We start from the raw sequence: 20,048 nt of genomic DNA on the forward strand, positions 1-20,048 counted from the left end.
GAAGGGGGGCAAAGAAATTGACCGGAACGGGCAAAGGGGATGAATACGCCCGTACTCCCATGATTGCTCCCCCGTGAAAGGCCGGTCGCCGTGCAGCCCCGTCTCAGCGTCGTCGTGCCCATCTACAACGTCGAAGAGTTCCTGGAGGAGTGCCTGGAGTCGATCGCCGGGCAGACCATGGCCGACCTGGAGGCCGTGCTCGTCGACGACGGCTCCACGGACGGCAGCCCTCGGATCGCACGTGAGTTCGCGGCGAAGGATCCACGGTTCGTCTATGTGCGCCAGCCGAACGCGGGCCTCAGCGCCGCCCGCAACACCGGGGTGCGGCACGCGACCCCGACCGCCGAGTACCTGACCTTCGTCGACAGCGACGACGTCGTGCCGCACGACGCGTACGCCCGGATGACCGCGAGCCTGGACTCGACCGGGTCCGACTTCGCCAGCGGCAACGTCTGGCGCCTGAACGAGCGGGGCCGCCAGCAGGCCTGGCAGTACAAGTGGCTCACCGAACCGCGCTCGCGCACCCACATCAGCCGCGACCTGGAACTCCTCGCGGACCGCGTCGCCTGGAACAAGGTCTTCCGGCGCGCCTTCTGGGACCGGCACGGCTTCACCTTCCCCGAGGGAAAGCTGTACGAGGACACGCCCGTCATGATCCCCGCCCACTTCCTCGCGGGGTCCGTGGACGTGCTCAGCGACCACGTCTACTACTGGCGGGTGCGCGAGGGCTCGATCACCCGGCGGCGCACGGACGTCAAGGGAGTCCGCGACCGGATCGCCGCGTGCGCGCACGTCAGCGCGTTCCTCGCCGAACACGCGCCCGAGATGCGCAAGACGTACGACACCTCCTGCCTGCGCGACGACTTCGTGTACTTCCTGGAGGGCCTGCCGATGGGCGGGCCCGAGTACCGCGCCGCCTTCGTGAAGGGCGCCGCCGCGTTCCTGCGCCGCGCCGACCCGGGGGTCATCGCGGGGCTCCCGGTGTCCCTGAGGGTGAAATGGCACCTCGTCCGCGAAGGGCGCACCGCCGACCTGATCGACCTGCTCACCTTCGAACAGCGCAACAACAAGAACGCCTTCCGGGTCCGCGGGGTGGTGCGGCGCAGCGCCGCCCATCCGCGCGGTTCCGGCGGCCACATCCGGGTGCCGCAGGAGATCGCCCGGCTCGGGCGGGGCGAGCTGCCGGTCATCGCCCGGGTGCGGGAGGCCGGTTGGAGCCCCGACGGGCTGCTGCGGATCAGCGGATACGCGTACGTCCGCAATCTGGAGGCGACGCGTCCCGGGCACTCCCTCAAGGCCGCCGTCCTCAAGTCGACCAGCAGCAGGGCCACGTTGCGCAGGGTCGCCACCCGGACGGTCGCCGCCCCGCAGGCCACCGAGAACTCCCGCCAGCGGCTGCACTGTTACGACCTCTCCGGGTTCGAGATGACCGTCGACCCCGAGCAGCTGAAGACCGGCGGCCGGTGGCGGCCGGGCAACTGGCTGCTCGGCGTGGTCGTCGCGGGCCACGGTTCGGTGCGGCGGGCCGCCGTACGCCCGCTGGACGGGTCGGCCGCCCAGTCCGTCGTGCGCGAACTGGGCGACGGGCTGCGCCTCGTCCTCGGTTTCAGCAAGGGACGCCTGGTGCTGCGGATCCAGGAGTACGTCGCGCGGGTCGACGCCCATCACCGGGACGGCGACGAGATGGTCCTCAGCGGCCATCTGCCGAGCCACCTGCGGCCGACGGCCCTGCGCCTCACGCACAAGCACTCGTCGGCGGAGTTCGAGTACCCCGTGACGCTGCCGGGCGACGACCGCTTCGACGTACGGGTGCGCCTCGCGGACCTGGAGGACATCGCACCGACCCCGCACCTGGCTCCCAAGGAGGTCGAGCCGCCGCACGGCGACCGCTGGCAGGCCAACCTGGTGCTGCCCGACGGCAGGCTCAAGTCCCTGGCGGCGGCCCTGGACCTGCCGCCGGGCCGCTACGCCTCACGTGCGGGCGGCCGTGAGCTGTGCGCGTCGGCGAACGACCAGGGCCAGCTGGTCGTCGAGCTGACCCGGCAGCCGATCGCCGACCGGGTGGCGTGGCGCACGGACGGCACGCTGACGATCGAGGGCACGGTGTCCGACGCGGGCCGGGACGCGACGGAACTGGTGCTGCGGCACAGCGGCAGGGACGAGGAGGTGACCGTTCCGGTGGAACGTTCCGCCGGGCGCTTCATGGGGGTGGTGGCCCCCGGGGGCGGGGTGCTGCGGGAGGGGCGTTGGTACGCGTTCCTGCGGGAGGCGGGGGGCGGCGGGGGCGAGGCCGCCGCGCACGGCGCCTCGCAGGACGGCATGCCCGTGCGGCTGCTCGCCTCCGTGTCCGCCGCGTTCCCCCTCCACCAGACGGTGGACGGGCGGGAGTTCACCGTCGACCGCCGGTTCGGTGACCGGCTGCTGATCGAAGCCGGGTCGGTGCTCGCACGCGGCGAGCGGGGTGCCTACCGGCAGCACCGGCTGCGCACCGCGCACTACCCGCAGCAGCGCAGCAAACCCCTGCGGGACGCGGTGCTCTACTTCGACGGCGACTCTCCGCGCGCGGTCCACGAGGAGCTGGTGCGGCGCGGCGCGGACGTCGAGCACCTGTGGGTGACGCAGGACCAGCAGACGCGGGTGCCCGCCGGGGCGAAGGGCGTGGAGGAGCACAGCACGGCCTTCCACGAGGCGCTGGCCCGCTGCCGGCGCATCGTCACCGCGGGCCATCTGCCCGACTTCTTCGAGCGGCGGGACGGGCAGACCGTCGTGCAGACCTGGAACGGCGCGCCCCTCAAGCGCATCGGCACCGATCTCACCGACACCCTCTACGCCGACCACGGCCACCTCGACGTCCTGCCGCGGCTCTCGCGCCAGTGGGACGTGCTCGTCTCCCCGAACCGCTTCTCGACCCCCCACCTGGGGCGCGCGCTCGCCTACGAGGGCGAGGTCATGGAGGCGGGCTCGCCCCGCAACGACGTGTTCTTCTCCGACGACCGCGCCAAGGTCGCCGAACGCGTGCGCCGCGAGCTCGGCATCGCCCCCGACAAGCGGATCGTCCTGTACGCGCCTACCTACCGGGACCATCTCGCCTACTCCCCCGGCCGATTCCGTTACGAACCCGCGCTCGACTTCGCCGCGGCGCAGGACGTGCTCGGCGGAGACCACGTCCTCCTGGTGCGCAAGCACCCGCTGACGGCGGGCCGGCTGCCCGGCGCCCGCGCACCCTTCGTACGCGATGTGTCGTCGCATCCGCGCACGGCCGAACTCCTCCTGATCGCGGACGTGTTGGTGACGGACTACTCCTCCCTGATGTTCGACTTCGCGCACACCGGGCGCCCGATGCTGTTCCACGCCTACGACCTGGAGCACTACCGCGACACGGTCCGCGGCTTCTACCTCGACTTCGAGACCAGCGCCCCGGGGCCGCTGCTCGCCTCCACCGGCGAGGTCGTCGAGGCGCTGCGCGACCTGGACTCGCTCACGGCGCGGCACGCGGAGGCGTACGCGGCGTTCCGCGAGGCCTACTGCGACCTGGACGACGGGCGGGCCGCGGCCCGTGTCGCGGAGAGGCTCATGCGATGACCATGGCCACACGGGGAGCCGGTCTCCTCACGCGCCGCGAGGTCCACGGCGCGACGGCCCTGCACGGGCGCAAGCGGTGGCGGCCTAGCCCGTACGTCGTGTGCGGCGGGCTCTTCTGGATCGTGATGTCACTCGCCTTCTGGCGGGTTCCGATGTGCTGCGACTTCGGGCAGCACGCGGCGGTCGTCGAACGGCTCAAGGCCGACCTGCTGCATCCGCGGCACCCGATGGCGGACCTGCCGGGCGCGGGCAGCCCGTACTACTCGCCGTACGCGGTGGCGCAGGGCGTCTTCGCGCGGGTGACCGGGCTCGCGGGCTGGGAGGTCGTGAAGCTGGCGGGGCCCCTGAACCTCCTTGTGCTGCTCACGGGCCTCGGCCGGTTCGTGCGCGTCCTGACGCCACGTCAGTGGGCGCCCGTGCTGGCCCTGTCGGCGATGGTGCTGCTCTGGGGCACCCGGATGGCGTGGTGGAGCGGCTACCTCGGTCTGATGTCGATGACGGGGAACCTCGCCTACCCGTCGACGTTCGCGATCGGCCTGGCGTTCTGGGCCTGGGCGTGGGCGGGTTCGCTCGCGAAGTCGCCCCGGGGCGTGCTCGCGCACGTGGGTCTCGGCGCGCTGTGCGGGGTGATCCTGCTCGTCCACCCGATCTCGTCCGTGGCCGCGGTGATCGGGGTGGTGGCGCTCGCCGCCTCGGCCCGGCGGCCCTTCGCGGCGCCGTGGAAGTGGGCGGCGACCGCCGTGACGGCGGCGGTGGTCGCGGCGAGCTGGCCCTACTTCTCCGTCTTCTCGCTCGTCGGGGACGAGAGCGTCGACTGGATCCACCGGCAGCTCTACACCGAGATGCCGCAGCGGTTCTGGCTCGCGCTGATCGGCCTGCCCGCGCTCGCCCTCAGGTTCCGCAGGAACCGGCGCGACCCGCTGGTCCTGATGTTCGCCCTGGACTGCGCGGGCGTGGCGTACGGCTGGCTGAGCGGCCACTACACCTACGGCCGCATCCTGGGCCTGACCCTCGTCCCGCTCCAGTTCGCCCTCGCGATCGAGCTGGCCGCACCCCGCCCCTGGCGCCGGTGGCGCATGGCCCTGGGGGGCGTGGCGGCGACCGGAGCGGCCATCGGCTTCTGCACGCTCCAGGCGGGCGCCGTCGTGCCGCGCGCGCTCGACCCGGTGGGCTTCGACCAGCCGCCGCGCTGGCCGGGCTACGACTGGGCGGTGAGTCACATGCACAAGGGTGACGTCGTCCTGACCAACGGCTACTACCCCACCCGCTCCATCCCGGCGTACGGCGCCAACCTCGTGGCTCCCGCCTGGCCGGACGCCTCGCTGGCCGAGGACACGCGCAACCACCGCCTGCAGAAGGTCCGCGACTTCCTGTCCGAGGAATCGACCCGCGCTGAACGCAAGCGGATCGTCCGCCGCTACGACGTGCGCTGGCTGCTGCTCTCCCCCGACCAGAAGGTGCCCGAGGAGGCGGTGGTGGTGGCGTGGGGGCCGCGGACGGGTGAGGTGCTTGCACGGGTCAGCGGCGGGAACACGCAGGACGCGAGCACGGAAGACAGGAACACGGCAGACAGGAACACGGGAGACAGCAACACGAACCAGCAGAAGACCCCCTAATCGGATAATTACTGGCAACCACTAAAATTTCCCCCGTGGATCCCTCTCTGTCTCTCTCGCCCCCGTCGCCCCCGTCGCCCCAGGTCTGCGTCGTCGTGATCGGCTACAACGACGCCGCGCACGTCGCTGACGCGGTGCGCTCGGCGCTCGCCCAGGGCCCCGCCGTCCGCGAGGTGATCGCCGTCGACGACTGCTCGACCGACGGCAGCGGCGAGCTGCTCGCGGCGCTCGCACAGGAGGATCCGCGCGTCGAACCGATCCGCCGCGCCGCCAACAGCGGCGGCTGCGGCACCCCCCGCAACGACGGCATCGAGGCCACGACGTCCGCGTACGTGATGTTCCTCGACAGCGACGACGTGCTGCCGCCGGGCGCGGTGGACGCCCTCCTCACGGCCGCCGCGCGGCACGACGCCGAGGTGGTCACGGGCCTGTGCGTACGCCGTGAACTGCCCTCCGGACGCGAGACGCCGTGGCAGCCCATGCTCTACACGAAGCCCCGCCTCATCGCCCGCCCCGAGCTGCGCACCCGCCTGGTCCACGACACCCTGTGCGTCAACAAGCTCTACCGCACCGACTTCCTGCGCAGGCACCGCCTCCGCTTCCCCGAGGGCCGCTTCACGTACGAGGACTTCGTCTTCACGGCCCGCGTCCTGGCGGCCGGCCCGCGCATCGCGCTGATCACGGACCCCGTCTACGTGTGGAACGTGCGGCGCACCGCGGCCAAGCTGTCGATCTCCCTGGACCGCTCGGGCATCGCCAACTGGCGGGCCCGCCTGGAGGCCCACCGCCAGGCCGTCGAGATCCTGCGGGAGGCGCGGAGCGCGTCGGGCGACGCGGGCAAGCGGCTCGCCCGGGCCGCACGGGCCAAGTTCATCGACCACAGCCTGCGGATGTACGCGCGTGAACTCACCACACGCAGCCCGGAGTACCGCAGGGAGTGGTGGACGGCCACGCGCGCGTACCTTGAGGCCTTCGACACGGCCGATCTGGACGCGGCGCCCGCGCCGGGCCGCATCATCGCCCGCGTCGTCCTGGCGTCCCCCGAGCCGCGCGACCTGACCCGCCTCCAGGAGGTGGCCGCGCGACCCGCGCGCCTTTCGCCTCCCTACGCGCGATCGGCCGACGGCACGACTCCCGTCTGGTCCCCCGACCTCCCCCAGGTGACCCTGGAACACCTCCTCGCACGGCCCATCCGCCTCCTCCCGCTCGCGGTGGACGCGGAGCTGCGGCCGCGCGCGGGCGGCAGCCGCCTCACGCTGCGGCTGCACGAGCTGTACGGGCGGGTGGCGGAAGCGGGCCCGACGACGGTCGACGTGGAACTCGCGCCCAGGAGCGGCGAGGGCCCGGTGCTTCGCCGCACGGCGGCGTTCGCTCCCGCGGCTGCCGAGGGGGCGGACACGGCGGACACCTGGCTGACCGAGGCCGTCCTCGACCTGGGATCGCTCGGCGGGGGCGTATGGGACCTCCGGCTGCGCCTGCACTTCGCCGACGGGACGGCGCGCGAGACGACGGCGCGCGCGGTGGCCGGTCCTGGTCTGCTGCGGCGCACGGCGCTGGTGTCACCGCGGGGAGTCCTGCTGGCCCAGCCGTACAGGACGCAGGCGGGGAACCTGGCGGTGCGGCTCGCGCCGGGGCTGCGGGGCGTGCTCGGGGTGGTGCGCAGGCGGCTCGCGCGGTGGGTGGGCGGCGGGCGCTGACGCCGTCCGTACGCGCGGCTCTGCGACACTGCACACCACCCACTCGAAGCACCTGGCACCTGGCACCTGGCACCTGGCGCCTGCCCACTCGAACTCCCACGGAAGGCCGACTGACGATGACCTGGCTGATCACCGGCGGCGCCGGCTACATCGGGGCACACGTGGTCCGCGCCATGACGGAGGCCGGCGAGCGGGCCGTGGTCTACGACGACCTGTCCACGGGCATCGCCGAGCGCGTGCCCCAGGGCGTACCGCTGGTGACCGGCTCGACCCTCGACGCGGACCTGCTGGCCCGCACCCTTGCGGAACACTCCGTCACGGGTGTCGTGCACCTGGCGGCGAAGAAGCAGGTCGGCGAGTCGGTCGAGCAGCCACTGCGGTACTACCACGAGAACGTGGAAGGGCTGCGGGTCCTGCTGTCGGCGGTGGCGGATGCGGGGGTCGCGTCCTTCGTGTTCTCCTCGTCGGCGGCCGTGTACGGCATGCCCGACGTGGACCTGGTGACGGAGGAGACGCCCTGCCTCCCGATGAGCCCGTACGGCGAGACGAAGCTGGCGGGCGAGTGGCTGGTCCGCGCGACGGGCCGGGCGCACGGCCTGTCGACGGCGTCCCTGCGGTACTTCAACGTGGCGGGCGCGGCGAGCCCAGCGCTGGCCGACACAGGCGTCCACAACCTGGTCCCGATGGTCTTCGAGAAGCTCACGGACGGTGCGGCGCCGCGCGTCTTCGGCGCGGACTACCCGACGCCGGACGGCACCTGCGTACGCGACTACATCCACGTGGCGGATCTCGCGGAGGCCCACGTGGCGACGGCCCGCAAGCTGGCCGCGGCGCCCGGCGGCACGGACCTGACGCTCAACATCGGCCGCGGCGAGGGCGTCTCGGTCCTGGAGATGGCCACCCTGATCAACGAGGTGACGGGGTACGACCTGCCGCCCACCGTGGCGCCCCGCCGCCCCGGTGACCCGGCCCGGGTGGTGGCATCGGCGGACCGCATCGCCACGGAACTCGGCTGGTCGGCCAAGCGGGACGTACGCGAGATGGTGACGTCGGCGTGGGCGGGGTGGCTGCGGACGCATCCGGGGGCAGCGCGGGAGTAGCCCGCGTCAGCTTCGTCTCACAACGCCCGCAGCGCCGCCGCGGTAGCCGTGGTGAGGCTGGCCAAGTAGCCCTTGGGCAGGTCCGCGCGCACCACCACCGAGCGCCAGTAGAGCGGCCCCGACACCAGGTCGAGGGCCAGGTCCTCGTCCACCCCGTCCCGTACCTCGCCCCGCGCGACGGCGGCCCGCACGATGCCGTTCGCCACTCCGTGCTGCCCCTCGCGCAGGGCCTTCTGCAGGGCCTCCGCGATGTCCGGGTTGCGGGCCGCCTCCGCTTGGAGGTCGGGGATGACCTGTGAGGCCACGGGGTGCCGCAGGGCGCGCGATGTCACCTCGTACAGGAGGCGCAGATCGCCCTCCAGGGAGCCGCTGTCCGGCATCGGGAGGCCCTGGACCGCTATCGCGGACACCAGGTCGAGCACGAGATGCAGCTTGGAGCGCCAGCGCCGGTAGACCGCGGTCTTGCCGACGCCCGCGCGGCGCGCGATGCCCTCGATGGACATGCGCGCGTACCCGACCGCCGCGAGCTCCTCGAAGACGGCGGACCTGATGGCCTCGGTCACGTCCTCACGGAGCACCGCGGCCCCCGCGGGCGCCCTGCGGCGGGACTGCTCACGTGGGTGTTCATCTCCTGGCCTGCTCGTCGTCATGCGGACAGCATAGAACGTGACGACGATACGGTTGCGTTCCGACGTCACATCGTCCTACTCTCGACGTGGCGACGATACGGGTCCGTCCCGACGTAACGAGTAAGGAGCAGCGGAAGTGAGTCAGGTCCTCGACGCACCACCCCGCACGGCGGCCCCGGCCCCCGACCCGGCCGAGCTCGCCGCCCGGCACGGCCTGACCGTCAGCGGCGCCCGCCCCACACTCCCCGGGTACGTCCGGCAGCTGTGGCAGCGCCGGCACTTCATCACCGCCTTCGCGACCGCCAAGCTCACCGCCCAGTACAGCCAGGCGAAGCTCGGCCAGGTCTGGCAGGTGATGACGCCGCTCCTGAACGCGGCGGTCTACTACTTCATCTTCGGCGTGCTGATGAACACCAAGCACGACGTCCCCGACTACGTCCCGTTCCTGGTCACCGGCGTCTTCATCTTCACGTTCACGCAGAGCTCGGTGATGGCGGGCACCCGCGCCATCGCGGGCAACCTCGGCCTGGTACGCGCCCTGCACTTCCCGCGGGCCGCACTGCCGATCTCGTTCAGCCTCCAGCAGCTCCAGCAGCTCCTGTTCTCCATGGGCGCGCTGGTCGTGATCCTGCTCTGCTTCGGCGTACCGCCGAGCCCGTCCTGGCTCCTGGTGGTGCCGGTCCTGATCCTGCAGTTCACGTTCAACACGGGCCTGGCCCTGGTGATGGCCCGCCTCGGCAGCAAGACACCCGACATCGCGCAGCTGATGCCGTTCGTGCTGCGTACGTGGATGTACGTGTCCGGCGTGATGTGGAGCATCGACGCGGTCCTCAAGGACCAGCACCTGCCGCACGCGCTCCAGGTCCTCCTGGAGTGCAACCCGGCCGCCATCTACATCGACCTGATGCGCTTCGCGCTCATCGACACATTTCAGGCGGACCAACTCCCGCACCACGTCTGGGCGTGGGCCGTCGGCTGGGCGCTGCTCGCCGGGGCCGGCGGGTTCATCTACTTCTGGAAGGCAGAGGAGACGTACGGCCGTGGCTGACACCAGTAACGACACCGCCCCCACCGTCATCGTCGACCAGGTCGACATCGTCTACCGCGTGCACGGCGCGGGCGCCACGGCCGGCCGCGGCAGTGCGACCGCCGCGCTCGGCCGCATCCTGAAGCGGGGCGGCAAGGACGGCGAGGAATCCGGCGTACGCAAGGTGCACGCCGTCAGGAAGGTGTCCTTCACCGCCCACAAGGGCGAGGCCATCGGCCTGATCGGCACGAACGGCTCGGGCAAGTCGACCCTCCTGAAGGCGGTCGCGGGACTCCTGCCCGTCGAGAACGGCCGCATCTTCACCGACGGCCAGCCCTCCCTGCTCGGCGTGAACGCGGCCCTGATGAACGACCTCACCGGCGAGCGCAACGTCCGGCTCGGCGGCCTGGCGATGGGCATGTCCCGCGAGCAGGTCCAGGAGCGCTACCAGGACATCGTCGACTTCTCCGGCATCAACGAGAAGGGCGACTTCATCACGCTCCCGATGCGCACGTACTCCTCCGGCATGGCGGCCAGGCTCCGCTTCTCCATCGGGTCCGCCAAGGACCACGACGTCCTGCTCATCGACGAGGCTCTGGCGACCGGCGACCGCTCCTTCCAGAAGCGCTCGGAGGCCCGCATCCGCGAGCTGCGCAAGCGCGCGGGCACGGTGTTCCTGGTCAGCCACAACAACAAGTCGATCCGCGACACCTGCGAACGCGTGCTCTGGCTCGAACACGGCGAGCTGCGCATGGACGGCCCGACGGCGGACGTCCTGAAGGAGTACGAGCGCTTCACGGGCGGCAAGAAGTAACCCCGGGGGCCTCCCGCCTCACCGCTCCAGGAACGAGAACAACTCCTCCCAGCGCCGCACGACCTCATCCGTCGTGTAGCGCTGGATGTTCACCCTGGCCAGCTCTCCCATCCGGTCCCGCAGCTCCTTGTCGGACATCAACGTGTCCAGCCTGCGCGCCAGTTCACCCGTGTTGCCGAGCCGCGCAAGGAGACCGTCCTCGCCGTCCCGCACGATCTCGTGCACACCGGGCGCGCAGTCGAATGCCGCGCACGGCACGGCGGTCGCCATGGCCTCCATGAGGGCGAGCGGGAAACCCTCGCCCCGCGACGACTGCACGAAGACCGACCCGCCCCGCAACGCCCCCGGCACGTCGCTCGTGCGCCCCATCCACTCCACGGACCCGTCCAGGCCGAGGGACGTGCACTGCTTCTTGAGGATCTCCTCGTCCTCCCCGGAGCCGTAGATGCGCAGCTTCCAGTCCGGGTGCAGCGGCGCGACCTCCGCCCAGGTGTCGAGGAGCATGTCGATGCCCTTCTGGTCGTGCAGACGGCCGATGCTCGTGACGACCTTCTCGGTGCGCCGCGAGGGCACATCGGGCATGAACGGCAGCGGGTTCGGCATGAAGGACGCGTTGTCCATTCCCTGCCTGATCCACAGGTCGGCGTCCTCGCGGGTCAGCGCGAGCATCCGGTCGACGTCCTTGTAGTGCTTGCGCACCCGCCCGAAACGCGAGCACGCCCGCGAGTACGCGAACGACTCATGGCTCATGCCGATGACCAGCAGGCCGCTGGTGTCGGCGAGTTCGACCCACTCCATCGCCCACACCTGCGTGACGATGACGACGGCTCCGGGCCGGGCGCGCGCGAAGAGCGCGGTCAGCTTGGCGGCCTGCTCGTGCATGCCCTGCTCGCGCCGCGTGCGCTGCCGGTGCTGGGCCACGTTCAGCCGCCCCTTGATGCCGCGGGCCGGACCGACGCGCGGCGGATGCTCGTCGTACAGCGTCGTGGTGGGGTACGGCAGGTCCGTGCCGACGTCCTGCGGTACGCCGGGTTCCGTGATGCCGACGACGTGCACGCGGTGGCCGCGCCCGGCGAAGAGGCGGGCCATCTGGTGGGACCAACTGGTGATCCCGCCCAGCTCGTTGACGCTGTTGGAGACGAAGAATATGTCCCGGTTCACTTGCCGCTCCAGTGCGAGAAGAACTGATCGACGACGCTCCTTGCGGCATCACCCCGGTCGTACTCACCGAACTCGGCCACGAACCGCGCCCGCGCGGCCGCGTACGCGAGGACCTGCTCGTCCAGCGCCTTCAGCGCCCCGAACAGCTCCTCCTCGGTGTCGACCACCGGCCCGGGAGCCCGCTCCCGCAGGTCGAAGTAGGTGCCGCGGCCCTCGTGGACGTACTCCTCGTAGTCGTACGTGAAGAACAGCATCGGCCGGTCGAGGAGCGCGTAGTCGAACATCACGGACGAGTAGTCGGTGATCATCGCGTCCGCGAGTTCGTAGAGCGGCGTGACGTCGTGGTGCGCGGAGACGTCGATGACGATGCCGCGCACGGACGGCGGGAGCACGACGTGGTTGAGGTAGTGCGAGCGCACGAGCAGTACGTAGCGGTCGCCGAACTCCTCCGCGAACCGCTCGACGTCGAAGGGGAGTTCAAAGCGTCCGTACCGGCCGCCGTGCCGCCGGAAGGTCGGCGCGTACAGCAGCACCTGCTTGTCCTCCGGGATGCCCAACTCCACGGCCAGCGGGCCGCGTTCGCGCACACCACTCGCGTCCTCGGCCCGCTTCGCACGCATCAGCGCGTCGTTGCGCGGATAGCCGACCCGCAGCAGCACCTTCTCCTTCAGGCGCAGGGCCTTGGCGAGCGTCCGTACGTCGTGCTCGGAGCGGACCAGGAAGCGGTCGAAGCGGTCGAGCACCCGCTCCTGCTCGTCCTGCCGGGCCTTGCTGCGCAGCTTCCAGGCGGGCTCGTCGAAGCCCATGCGCTTGAGCGCCGAGCCGTGCCAGGTCTGGATGTACGTCGTCCCGGGCCGCTTGGTGAGCTTGAGCGGGTAGCTCTGGTTGTCGACCCAGAACTCGGCCTGTGCGAGGGCGCGCAGGTACGGCAGCGACCAGCGCCGCACCAGCGTGGCGTCCGCCGGGAATCCCTCCGGACTGCCCGCGTAGGACCACACGGCGTCGAAGTCGAGGCCCTGGCGCCGCATCTCCTCGTAGATCGCCCGTGGGCTGTCGCTGTACTGCTTGCCGAGGTGGCTCTCGAAGACGACCGTGCCCTTCTTCACCGGCAGGCGGCTGAACACCTCGTCGTACACGCGCAGTTTGCTCTGCCCGGAGGTGACGTCCTTGCGCAGCTTCTTGGCCCTGCGGACGCCGGACTTGGCGAGCCGCCCCGGCACGCCCTGCGTCCCGCGCGCCACGAGGTCCTGGATGCGGCCGCTCGCCGTCTCCCGCGTGACGAGCCGGAACGCGAGGTGCCCGCGCTGCGAGACCTCGGGCTCCATGTGGTCGGCGACGAGCCGGGTCAGCCGCGGCCGCACCGGGAGCTTGCCCTCGGCGAGCCCCGGGTCGCACGCGGTGAGCCGCGTCCTGGTGCGCACCCCGTCGGCGGTCAGATGCAGCCGCACGTCCCACACGGCGTCGACCACACCGAGCGGGCGCAGGCGGCGCGCGAGGTCGACGGAGGCCTCCCAGACGATGACGTCACCCTCGTACCGCACGGCGGGGACCGGGAAGCGGAACGTCTGCAGGCTGCGGCGGCGCGCGCTGAACTCCAGCTCGGCGGTGAGCACGGCGTCCGGGCCGACGACGCCGAGCGGATTGGTGACACGGCCCGCCATGCGGACGGTCCCCGCGGACTCCTCGTACCGCGTCAGGACGTTGCGCAGGAACATCTGGTCGAGGCGCTTGCTGTGGTAGCCGAGCGCGGTCACGTCCAGGACCCGGCGGCCGAACGGGTCGTCGAGGTGCTCGGCGCACCAGTACACGTGCCCGTCCCTCTCGGCGAGCGGTGAGGAGATCTTGTCGCGGTTGGTGAGGGTGTCCACGGCGGGCAGCAGGTTCTCCCAGTCGCCCTGCTCCAGGAGGTAGGCGCAGATCGCCTGAAGGGGCTGCACCTCGTCGTACGCGGCGCGGTCGAGCCCGGCGAGGTAACCGCGGGCCAGGCCCCCGAACTCCTGCCGGAAGGCGGGGTCACGGAACGGCAGGTCGCGCAGGTGGAGCACCAGGTCGTGCTTGAGGAACTTGATGTCCTTGGCGAGCCGCAGCTCGTCGAGTCCGCGCTCGGCGAGCAGCGCGTCGATCCGGCGGTGGATCTCCAGACGGTGCTCGAAGTTGGTCATCTCGTGACGCCGGTTGGTCACGGACTTCGCGGCGTCGGCGGCGCGCTCGTGGACATGCCAGAAGTAGACCTGGTTGGGGATGAGGGTGATGCGCTCGGCGGCGAGGTAGGCCTCGGCGATGAACATCAGGTCCTCGTAGAACATGCCCTTGGGGAAGCGTAGGGCGTTCTCGACGAGGAAGTCGCGGCGGTAGAGCTTGTTCGTGGAGAGCGTGTCCCAGACGAACAGGTCGGGCAGCTCGGTGACCGACTCAAGGGTGCGGGTCGTGGCGTAGAGCCAGGGGTACCACTGGTCGCGCTTCTTGTTGCGGGTGTCCATCGAAAGACGGACGCAGAGCCCGGAGACGATGTCGGAGCCGTCGCGCTCGGCGGCTTCGAGGAGGTTGCGGCAGGCGTTGCGCTCCAGGACGTCGTCGCTGTCGAGGAACATCACGTGGCGGCCGACGGTGTGCCCGATGCCCACGTTGCGGGGTTCGCCGCCCGCGCCGCTGTTCTCCGGCAGCTGGTAGGCCCGCACCCGCTCGGGGTGCTCGGCGGCCAGGCGCCGCGCCGTCCCGTACGAGTCGTCGGTGCTGCAGTCGTCGACGATGACGACCTCGACTCCGTGCAGCGTCTGGTCGAGCACCGACCGGACGGCGGTCGGCAGCCGCTCGGCGTCGTTGTAGACGATCACCACCACGGACACATCGGGGCGCTCGTCCGGCGTCCCCCGCTCACCTATCGCTCCCATGCGTCCCTCCAGTCAGCTGCCGGTTCATCCTACTAATTATCGCTAATGCCCGATTAGCGCTCTTCAGGGGGGTGTGAACGGCCTAGTCCCGATACGCGAAAGGGGGCGCCCCGAGCCATCAGGCCCGGGGCGCCCCCATCGGCGTACGACGGATTACGTGTGCGTCCGCAGCAGCGTCCGCATCGTCCGCATGGCGACCGACAGGTTCGCCAGGTCGAACGCGTCCGAGCTCTGGATCTCGTCCAGCGTCGACCGCGACCGGCTCAGGATCGCCGCGTTCTTCTCCTCCCAGGCCTTGAAGCGCTGCTCGGGAGTGTCCTCGCCGTTCCCGGCGGCAAGCACGTCGGCCGTCAGGGCGGCGTGCGCCGCGTACAGGTCCTCGCGGATCGACGCGCGCGCCATCGACTGCCAGCGGTCGGCCCGCGGCAGCTCGATGATGCGGTCCATGAGCTGGGTGATCCGCAGCCGGTCCGCGAGGTCGTAGTACACCTCGGCGACGGCCATCGGCTCCTTGCCCGTGCGGTCGGCGATCGCCACGATGTCGAGCGACGGGAAGGCCGAGGAGAACCCGGCGACGCGCTGCGCGAGTTCGTCCGGGACGCCCGCGCCCACCAGCTCGTCGCGGATGCCCTGGTACCACTCCTGGTCGGAGCCGCTCAGCAGCTTCGGCAGCTCGGTCCAGACCTCGGCGACACCCTTGCTGAAGAAGCCGATGGTCTCGGCGAGCTGGAGCGGCTGTGGCCGGTTGTTGAGCAGCCAGCGCGTGCCGCGCTCGACGAGGCGGCGCGAGTGCAGCCGGATCTGCGTCTGGACATCGGCGGCCACCACGTTGTCGAGCGCCTCGACCGCGTCCCAGACCTTGCTCAGACCGAAGATCTCGCGGGCCGCGAGCTGCGCCCGCACGATCTCCTCGAGCGAGGCTCCCGTCTCTTCGCGCAGGCGGTGCAGGAACGTCGAACCGCCCGTGTTCACCGTGTCGTTGACGAGCACCGTGGTGACGATCTCGCGGCGCAGCGCGTGCCCGTCGACCTGCTCGGGGAACTTCTCCCGCAGGGCCTTGGGGAAGTACGCGTGCAGCAGACCGCGCAGGTAGTCGTCGTCCGGGAGCGTCGTCTGGATCAGCTCGTCGGCCGCCGTGATCTTCGTGTACGCGAGGAGCACGGCGAGCTCGGGCTGGCTGAGCCCGCGCCCGGAGTTCAGGAGCTCACGGATCTGCCGGTCGCTGGGCAGGAACTCCAGGCCCCGGTCCAGGTGACCGTCGCGGCCCAGGCGGCGCATGAAGCGCTGGTGGGCGTGGAGGAGGGACGGGGACTGGGCGACCGCGTTCGACAGGGCGGTGTTCTGCGCGTAGTTGTTGCGCAGGACCAGGGTCCCGACCTCGTCCGTCATCGCGGCGAGGAACGTGTTGCGCTGCTTGACGGTCATGTCGCCGGCGCCGACGACCGCGTTGAGCAGGATCTTGATGTTCACCTCGTGGTCGGAGGTGTCCACGCCCGCGCTGTTGTCGATGGCGTCGGTGTTGATGCGGCCACCGGCCTGCGCGAACTCGATGCGGCCGAGCTGGGTCAGGCCGAGGTTGCCGCCCTCGCCGACGACCTTGACGCGCAGGTCGGCGCCGTTCACGCGGATCGCGTCGTTCGCCTTGTCGCCGACGTCACCGTTCGACTCGGCCGACGACTTCACGTACGTACCGATGCCGCCGTTCCACAGCAGGTCCACCGGCGCCTGGAGGATGGTCTGCATCAGGTCGGCCGGCGTCATCTTGCCGACGCCCTTCTCGATGCCGAGGGCCTCACGGATGTGGGCGTTCAGCTGGATCGCCTTGGCGCTGCGCGGGAAGATCCCGCCGCCCGCGGAGAGCAGCTCCTTGTTGTAGTCGGCCCAGGAGCTGCGCGGCAGCTCGAAGAGCCGGCGGCGCTCGGCGTACGAGGTCGCGGCGTCCGGCCTGGGGTCGATGAAGATGTGCCGGTGGTCGAACGCGGCCACCAGGCGGATGTGCTCGGAGAGCAGCATGCCGTTGCCGAACACGTCACCGGACATGTCGCCGACGCCGACGACCGTGAAGTCCTCGGTCTGGGTGTCGGTGCCCAGCTCCCGGAAGTGCCGCTTGACGGACTCCCAGGCGCCGCGGGCGGTGATGCCCATGCCCTTGTGGTCGTACCCGGCGGAACCCCCGGAGGCGAAGGCGTCACCGAGCCAGAAGTTGTACGACTCGGCGACCGCGTTGGCGATGTCGGAGAACGTCGCGGTGCCCTTGTCGGCGGCGACCACGAGGTACGTGTCGTCCTCGTCGTGGCGCACGACGTCGGCGGGCGGCACGACCTCACCGGCGACCAGGTTGTCGGTGATGTCGAGCAGCGCCGAGATGAACGTCTTGTAGCAGGCCACGCCCTCGGCGAGCCACGCGTCGCGGTCCACGGACGGGTCGGGCAGCTGCTTGGCGACGAAGCCGCCCTTGGCGCCGACAGGCACGATGACGGTGTTCTTCACCATCTGCGCCTTGACCAGGCCGAGGATCTCCGTGCGGAAGTCCTCGCGCCGGTCGGACCAGCGAAGGCCACCGCGGGCGACCTTGCCGAAGCGCAGGTGGACGCCCTCGACGCGCGGCGAGTACACCCAGATCTCGTACGCCGGACGCGGCGCGGGGAGCTCGGGGATGGCCTGCGGGTCGAACTTCATGGAGACGTAGTTGTGCGGCTTGCCGCCCTCCGCCTCCTGGAAGAAGTTGGTGCGCAGCGTCGCCTTGATGACGGTGAGGAAGGACCGCAGGATGCGGTCCTCGTCCAGTGAGGCGACCTGGTCGAGCGCCCCGTCGAGCTCCTCCATGAGCCCGTCGGTCAGCTCGGTCCCGGCGCGCTGGCGGTCCGGGGACATCCGCGCCTCGAAGAGCGAGACGAGCAGCCGGGTGGTGTGGACGTTGTTGAGGAGGGTGTCCTCCATGTAGTCCTGGCTGAAGGTGGAGCCCGCCTGGCGCAGGTACTTGGCGTACGCGCGAAGGACCATCGCCTGGCGCCAGTTGAGACCGGCCCGCAGGACGAGCGAGTTGAACCCGTCGACCTCGGCCTCGCCCGTCCAGGCGGCGGAGAAGGCCTCCTGGAAGCGCTCGCGGCCGTCGTCGCCGAGGTAGTCGCCGTTGCCGTTCTGGGACTTGGGCAGGCGCAGGCCGAAGTCGTAGATCCAGGCGTTCGTGCGGTCCGTGCAGCGCAGCTCGTAGGGCCGCTCGTCGGTGACCTCGACGCCGAGGCGCTGGAGGACCGGCAGGACGGCGGAGAGCGAGACCTGGCCGCCCGAGCGGTAGATCTTGAAGCGGCGCTCGCCGGGGGCCGCGCCCACCGGCTCGTACAGGCTGAGGGCGAAGTCCTTGTGCCCGAGCTTGAGCTGCTCCAGGTGCTGGAGGTCGGCGACGGCCGCGCGCGGCGTGTGGTCGGCCTTGTACCCCTCGGGGAAGGCGCCCGAGTAGCGGCGGAGCAGCTCGGCGGCGCGCTCCTCGCCGCACTCGGCGGTCAGCGCCTCTCCGAAGCCGTCGGCCCAGGAGCGGGCGGCCTCGACGAGCCGGGCCTCGATGCGGTCGGTGTCGGCGTCGGTGAGCTGCGGGAGCCCGCCGCCCGGCGCGACGCGGACCACGAAGTGCAGCCGGGAGAGGATCGACTCGGTGTTCCAGGCGGTGAAGTCGACGCTGTCGCCGCCGAGCTCCTCCTTGAGGATGTCGATGATCCGCAGGCGCACGCCGGTGGTGTAGCGGTCACGCGGCAGGTAGACCAGGGCGGAGTAGTAACGGCCGTACTCGTCCTTGCGCAGGTACAGCCGCAACCTGCGGCGCTCCTGGAGGTAGAGGACGGACGTGACGATCGCGCGCAGCTCGTCGGGCGGCGTCTGGAACAGCTCGTCGCGCGGGTACGTCTCCAGGATCTGGAGCAGGTCGCGGCCGTCGTGGCTGTTGGGCGAGAAGCCCGCGCCCTTGAGGACTTCCTGGACCTTGCGGCGGATGACCGGCACGCGGCGCACGGACTCGGTGTACGCGGCGGACGAGAAGAGACCGAGGAAGCGGCGCTCCCCGATGACGTTGCCGTCGGCGTCGAACTTCTTCACGCCGACGTAGTCGAGGTAGCTGGGCCGGTGCACGGTGGCACGGCTGTTGGCCTTGGTGAGTACGAGCAGCTTGTGCTCGCGGGCCTTCGCGCGCGCGTCCGCGGGCAGCCGGCTGAAGGAGGGGCTGACCGGGTGGTCCTCCGCCCCGTCGTGCTTCGGGTCGGCGCGCAGGATGCCGAGGCCGGTGCCGGGCACCGCGGCGAGCGAGTCGTCGTCGTTGAGGTCGTACTCGCGGAAGCCCAGGAAGGTGAAGTGGTTGTCGGCGAGCCAGCGAAGGAGCTCGCGGGCCTCGTCGACCTCCTGGTCGCGCAGGTCGTCCGCGGTCGGCTCGGTGGGCAGCTCGTCGGCGATGCGCAGTGCGGCGTCGCGCATCTTCTCCCAGTCCTCGACCGTCTCGCGTACGTCGGAGAGGATCCGGAGCAGATCGGCGCTGATCTGCTTCAGGTCCGCGCGGTCGGTCTCGCGGTCCGTCTCGACATGGATCCAGGACTCGGTGACCGCGTCGTGCGGGCGCTCCGTGCCGGGATCGGTGAGGACCTCGAGGAGCTTGCCGGTCAGATCACGGCGTACGACGACCTGGGGGTGGATGACGACATGGATGCCGCGCCCCTGCCGCGAGAGCTCGTTGGTGACCGAGTCGACGAGGAAAGGCATGTCGTCGGTGACCACCTCGACGACGGAGTGGCTGCACGTCCAGCCGTTCTCCTCGACGCTCGGGGTGTGCACCCGGACGTTGGCCGTGCCCTGCGGGCGGTTCTCGGCAAGACGGTAGTGGGAGAAGGCTGCGCCGAAGACGTCGACCGGGTCACGGTCGGCCAGGTCTTCCGGGGCGGTGTGCAGGTAGTAGCGCTGGAGGAACGAGAGGGCCATGTCCCCGTCGGGAGTGGCCTCGTCGCCCTTCGACCCGGTCGGTGCCCCATTCGGTAGGCGGCCACCGCCCGGGCTGTTCTCAGCTACCCGGGCCGCCCTTGTGAGCAGCTCGGCTTTGGCTTCGTCCAGCTTGGTCTGCATTGTCCTCTGACTCCTGTCGCGCGCCGTTGCGTGACGTATAAGGAAGTGATCCGGCGTAACGCCACGACGCGGGGTCTCCGGTCGAAGTCGACGTTATGCCGCGGTGAGAGATGAGCGGGCGGTTATCCGCCATTTTCAGCGGTTTCGCTGACCGATGGCCGGGATGATCTGGCTGGCCGCACCGCGAAGAAGCGTCAGCGACGCCCCGGGCACGGATGTCCTCCGTGTTCCCCGGGCGCAGGGCGGGGGCGTACACGCCCCCGCGGGATATCGCGCTGATCACGGGTCAAGGCTATCGCCCTCCACCCGGGAGCCGTCATGAGCCGTATGTGTACAAAAGCAGGGATGGAACTTTGACACTCTGCACAGAGACTTTCGCGCCATCCGTCGGCGATGGGACCGCTCCGCGGACCGGTGGGCCCTCTTGGCAA

At 70.8% G+C, this 20,048-nt stretch carries 10 protein-coding genes; 6 read left to right on the forward strand and 4 right to left on the reverse strand.

The features are described from left to right. Window positions 1-90: 90 nt before the first annotated feature. From ACWD02_RS04370 to galE, 4 genes are all read left to right on the forward strand, one after another. Window positions 91-3,582, forward strand: a complete 3,492-nt coding sequence (locus tag ACWD02_RS04370) for a CDP-glycerol glycerophosphotransferase family protein (RefSeq protein ID WP_451204241.1) — start codon at window positions 91-93, stop codon at window positions 3,580-3,582. Further along, a complete protein-coding gene (locus ACWD02_RS04375) occupies window positions 3,579-5,198 on the forward strand; it encodes a hypothetical protein (protein ID WP_451204243.1) in 1,620 nt (539 codons plus the stop codon). Before ACWD02_RS04370 ends, ACWD02_RS04375 begins: the two co-directional genes overlap by 4 nt. Window positions 5,199-5,233: 35 nt before the next feature. Continuing rightward, the gene (locus tag ACWD02_RS04380; RefSeq protein WP_451204245.1) at window positions 5,234-6,895 is read left to right on the forward strand and encodes a glycosyltransferase family 2 protein; all 1,662 of its coding nucleotides are present in this window, start codon (window positions 5,234-5,236) and stop codon (window positions 6,893-6,895) included. Between the two features lie 116 nt (window positions 6,896-7,011). Next, window positions 7,012-7,995: a UDP-glucose 4-epimerase GalE gene (gene galE, locus ACWD02_RS04385; protein ID WP_451204247.1), complete on the forward strand. Its 984-nt coding sequence runs from the start codon at window positions 7,012-7,014 to the stop codon at window positions 7,993-7,995. 17 nt (window positions 7,996-8,012) lie between these two features. Here the strand turns inward: galE and ACWD02_RS04390 are convergent, their stop codons facing one another. Beyond that, window positions 8,013-8,645, reverse strand: a complete 633-nt coding sequence (locus ACWD02_RS04390; RefSeq protein WP_451204249.1) for a TetR/AcrR family transcriptional regulator — start codon at window positions 8,643-8,645, stop codon at window positions 8,013-8,015. Between the two features lie 115 nt (window positions 8,646-8,760). Here ACWD02_RS04390 and ACWD02_RS04395 point away from each other — a divergent pair, with 115 nt between their 5' ends. After that, window positions 8,761-9,672 carry an ABC transporter permease gene (locus ACWD02_RS04395; RefSeq protein ID WP_451204251.1) on the forward strand — a complete coding sequence of 304 codons (912 nt, stop codon included), beginning with the start codon at window positions 8,761-8,763 and terminating at the stop codon, window positions 9,670-9,672. Further along, the gene (locus ACWD02_RS04400; RefSeq protein WP_451204253.1) at window positions 9,665-10,465 is read left to right on the forward strand and encodes an ABC transporter ATP-binding protein; all 801 of its coding nucleotides are present in this window, start codon (window positions 9,665-9,667) and stop codon (window positions 10,463-10,465) included. Before ACWD02_RS04395 ends, ACWD02_RS04400 begins: the two co-directional genes overlap by 8 nt. An 18-nt stretch (window positions 10,466-10,483) precedes the next feature. Here the strand turns inward: ACWD02_RS04400 and ACWD02_RS04405 are convergent, their stop codons facing one another. From ACWD02_RS04405 to ACWD02_RS04415, 3 genes are all read right to left on the reverse strand, one after another. Then, window positions 10,484-11,626, reverse strand: coding sequence for a glycosyltransferase (locus tag ACWD02_RS04405; protein WP_451204255.1), 1,143 nt, complete (start codon window positions 11,624-11,626; stop codon window positions 10,484-10,486). Further along, a complete protein-coding gene (locus tag ACWD02_RS04410; RefSeq protein WP_451204257.1) occupies window positions 11,623-14,517 on the reverse strand; it encodes a bifunctional glycosyltransferase/CDP-glycerol:glycerophosphate glycerophosphotransferase in 2,895 nt (964 codons plus the stop codon). Before ACWD02_RS04410 ends, ACWD02_RS04405 begins: the two co-directional genes overlap by 4 nt. A 153-nt stretch (window positions 14,518-14,670) precedes the next feature. Next, entirely contained in the window at window positions 14,671-19,617 is a 4,947-nt protein-coding gene (locus tag ACWD02_RS04415) for an NAD-glutamate dehydrogenase (RefSeq protein ID WP_451204259.1), read from the reverse strand. Between the last annotated feature and the right edge of the window lie 431 nt (window positions 19,618-20,048).

This window comes from Streptomyces sp. NPDC002853 (assembly GCF_053591915.1).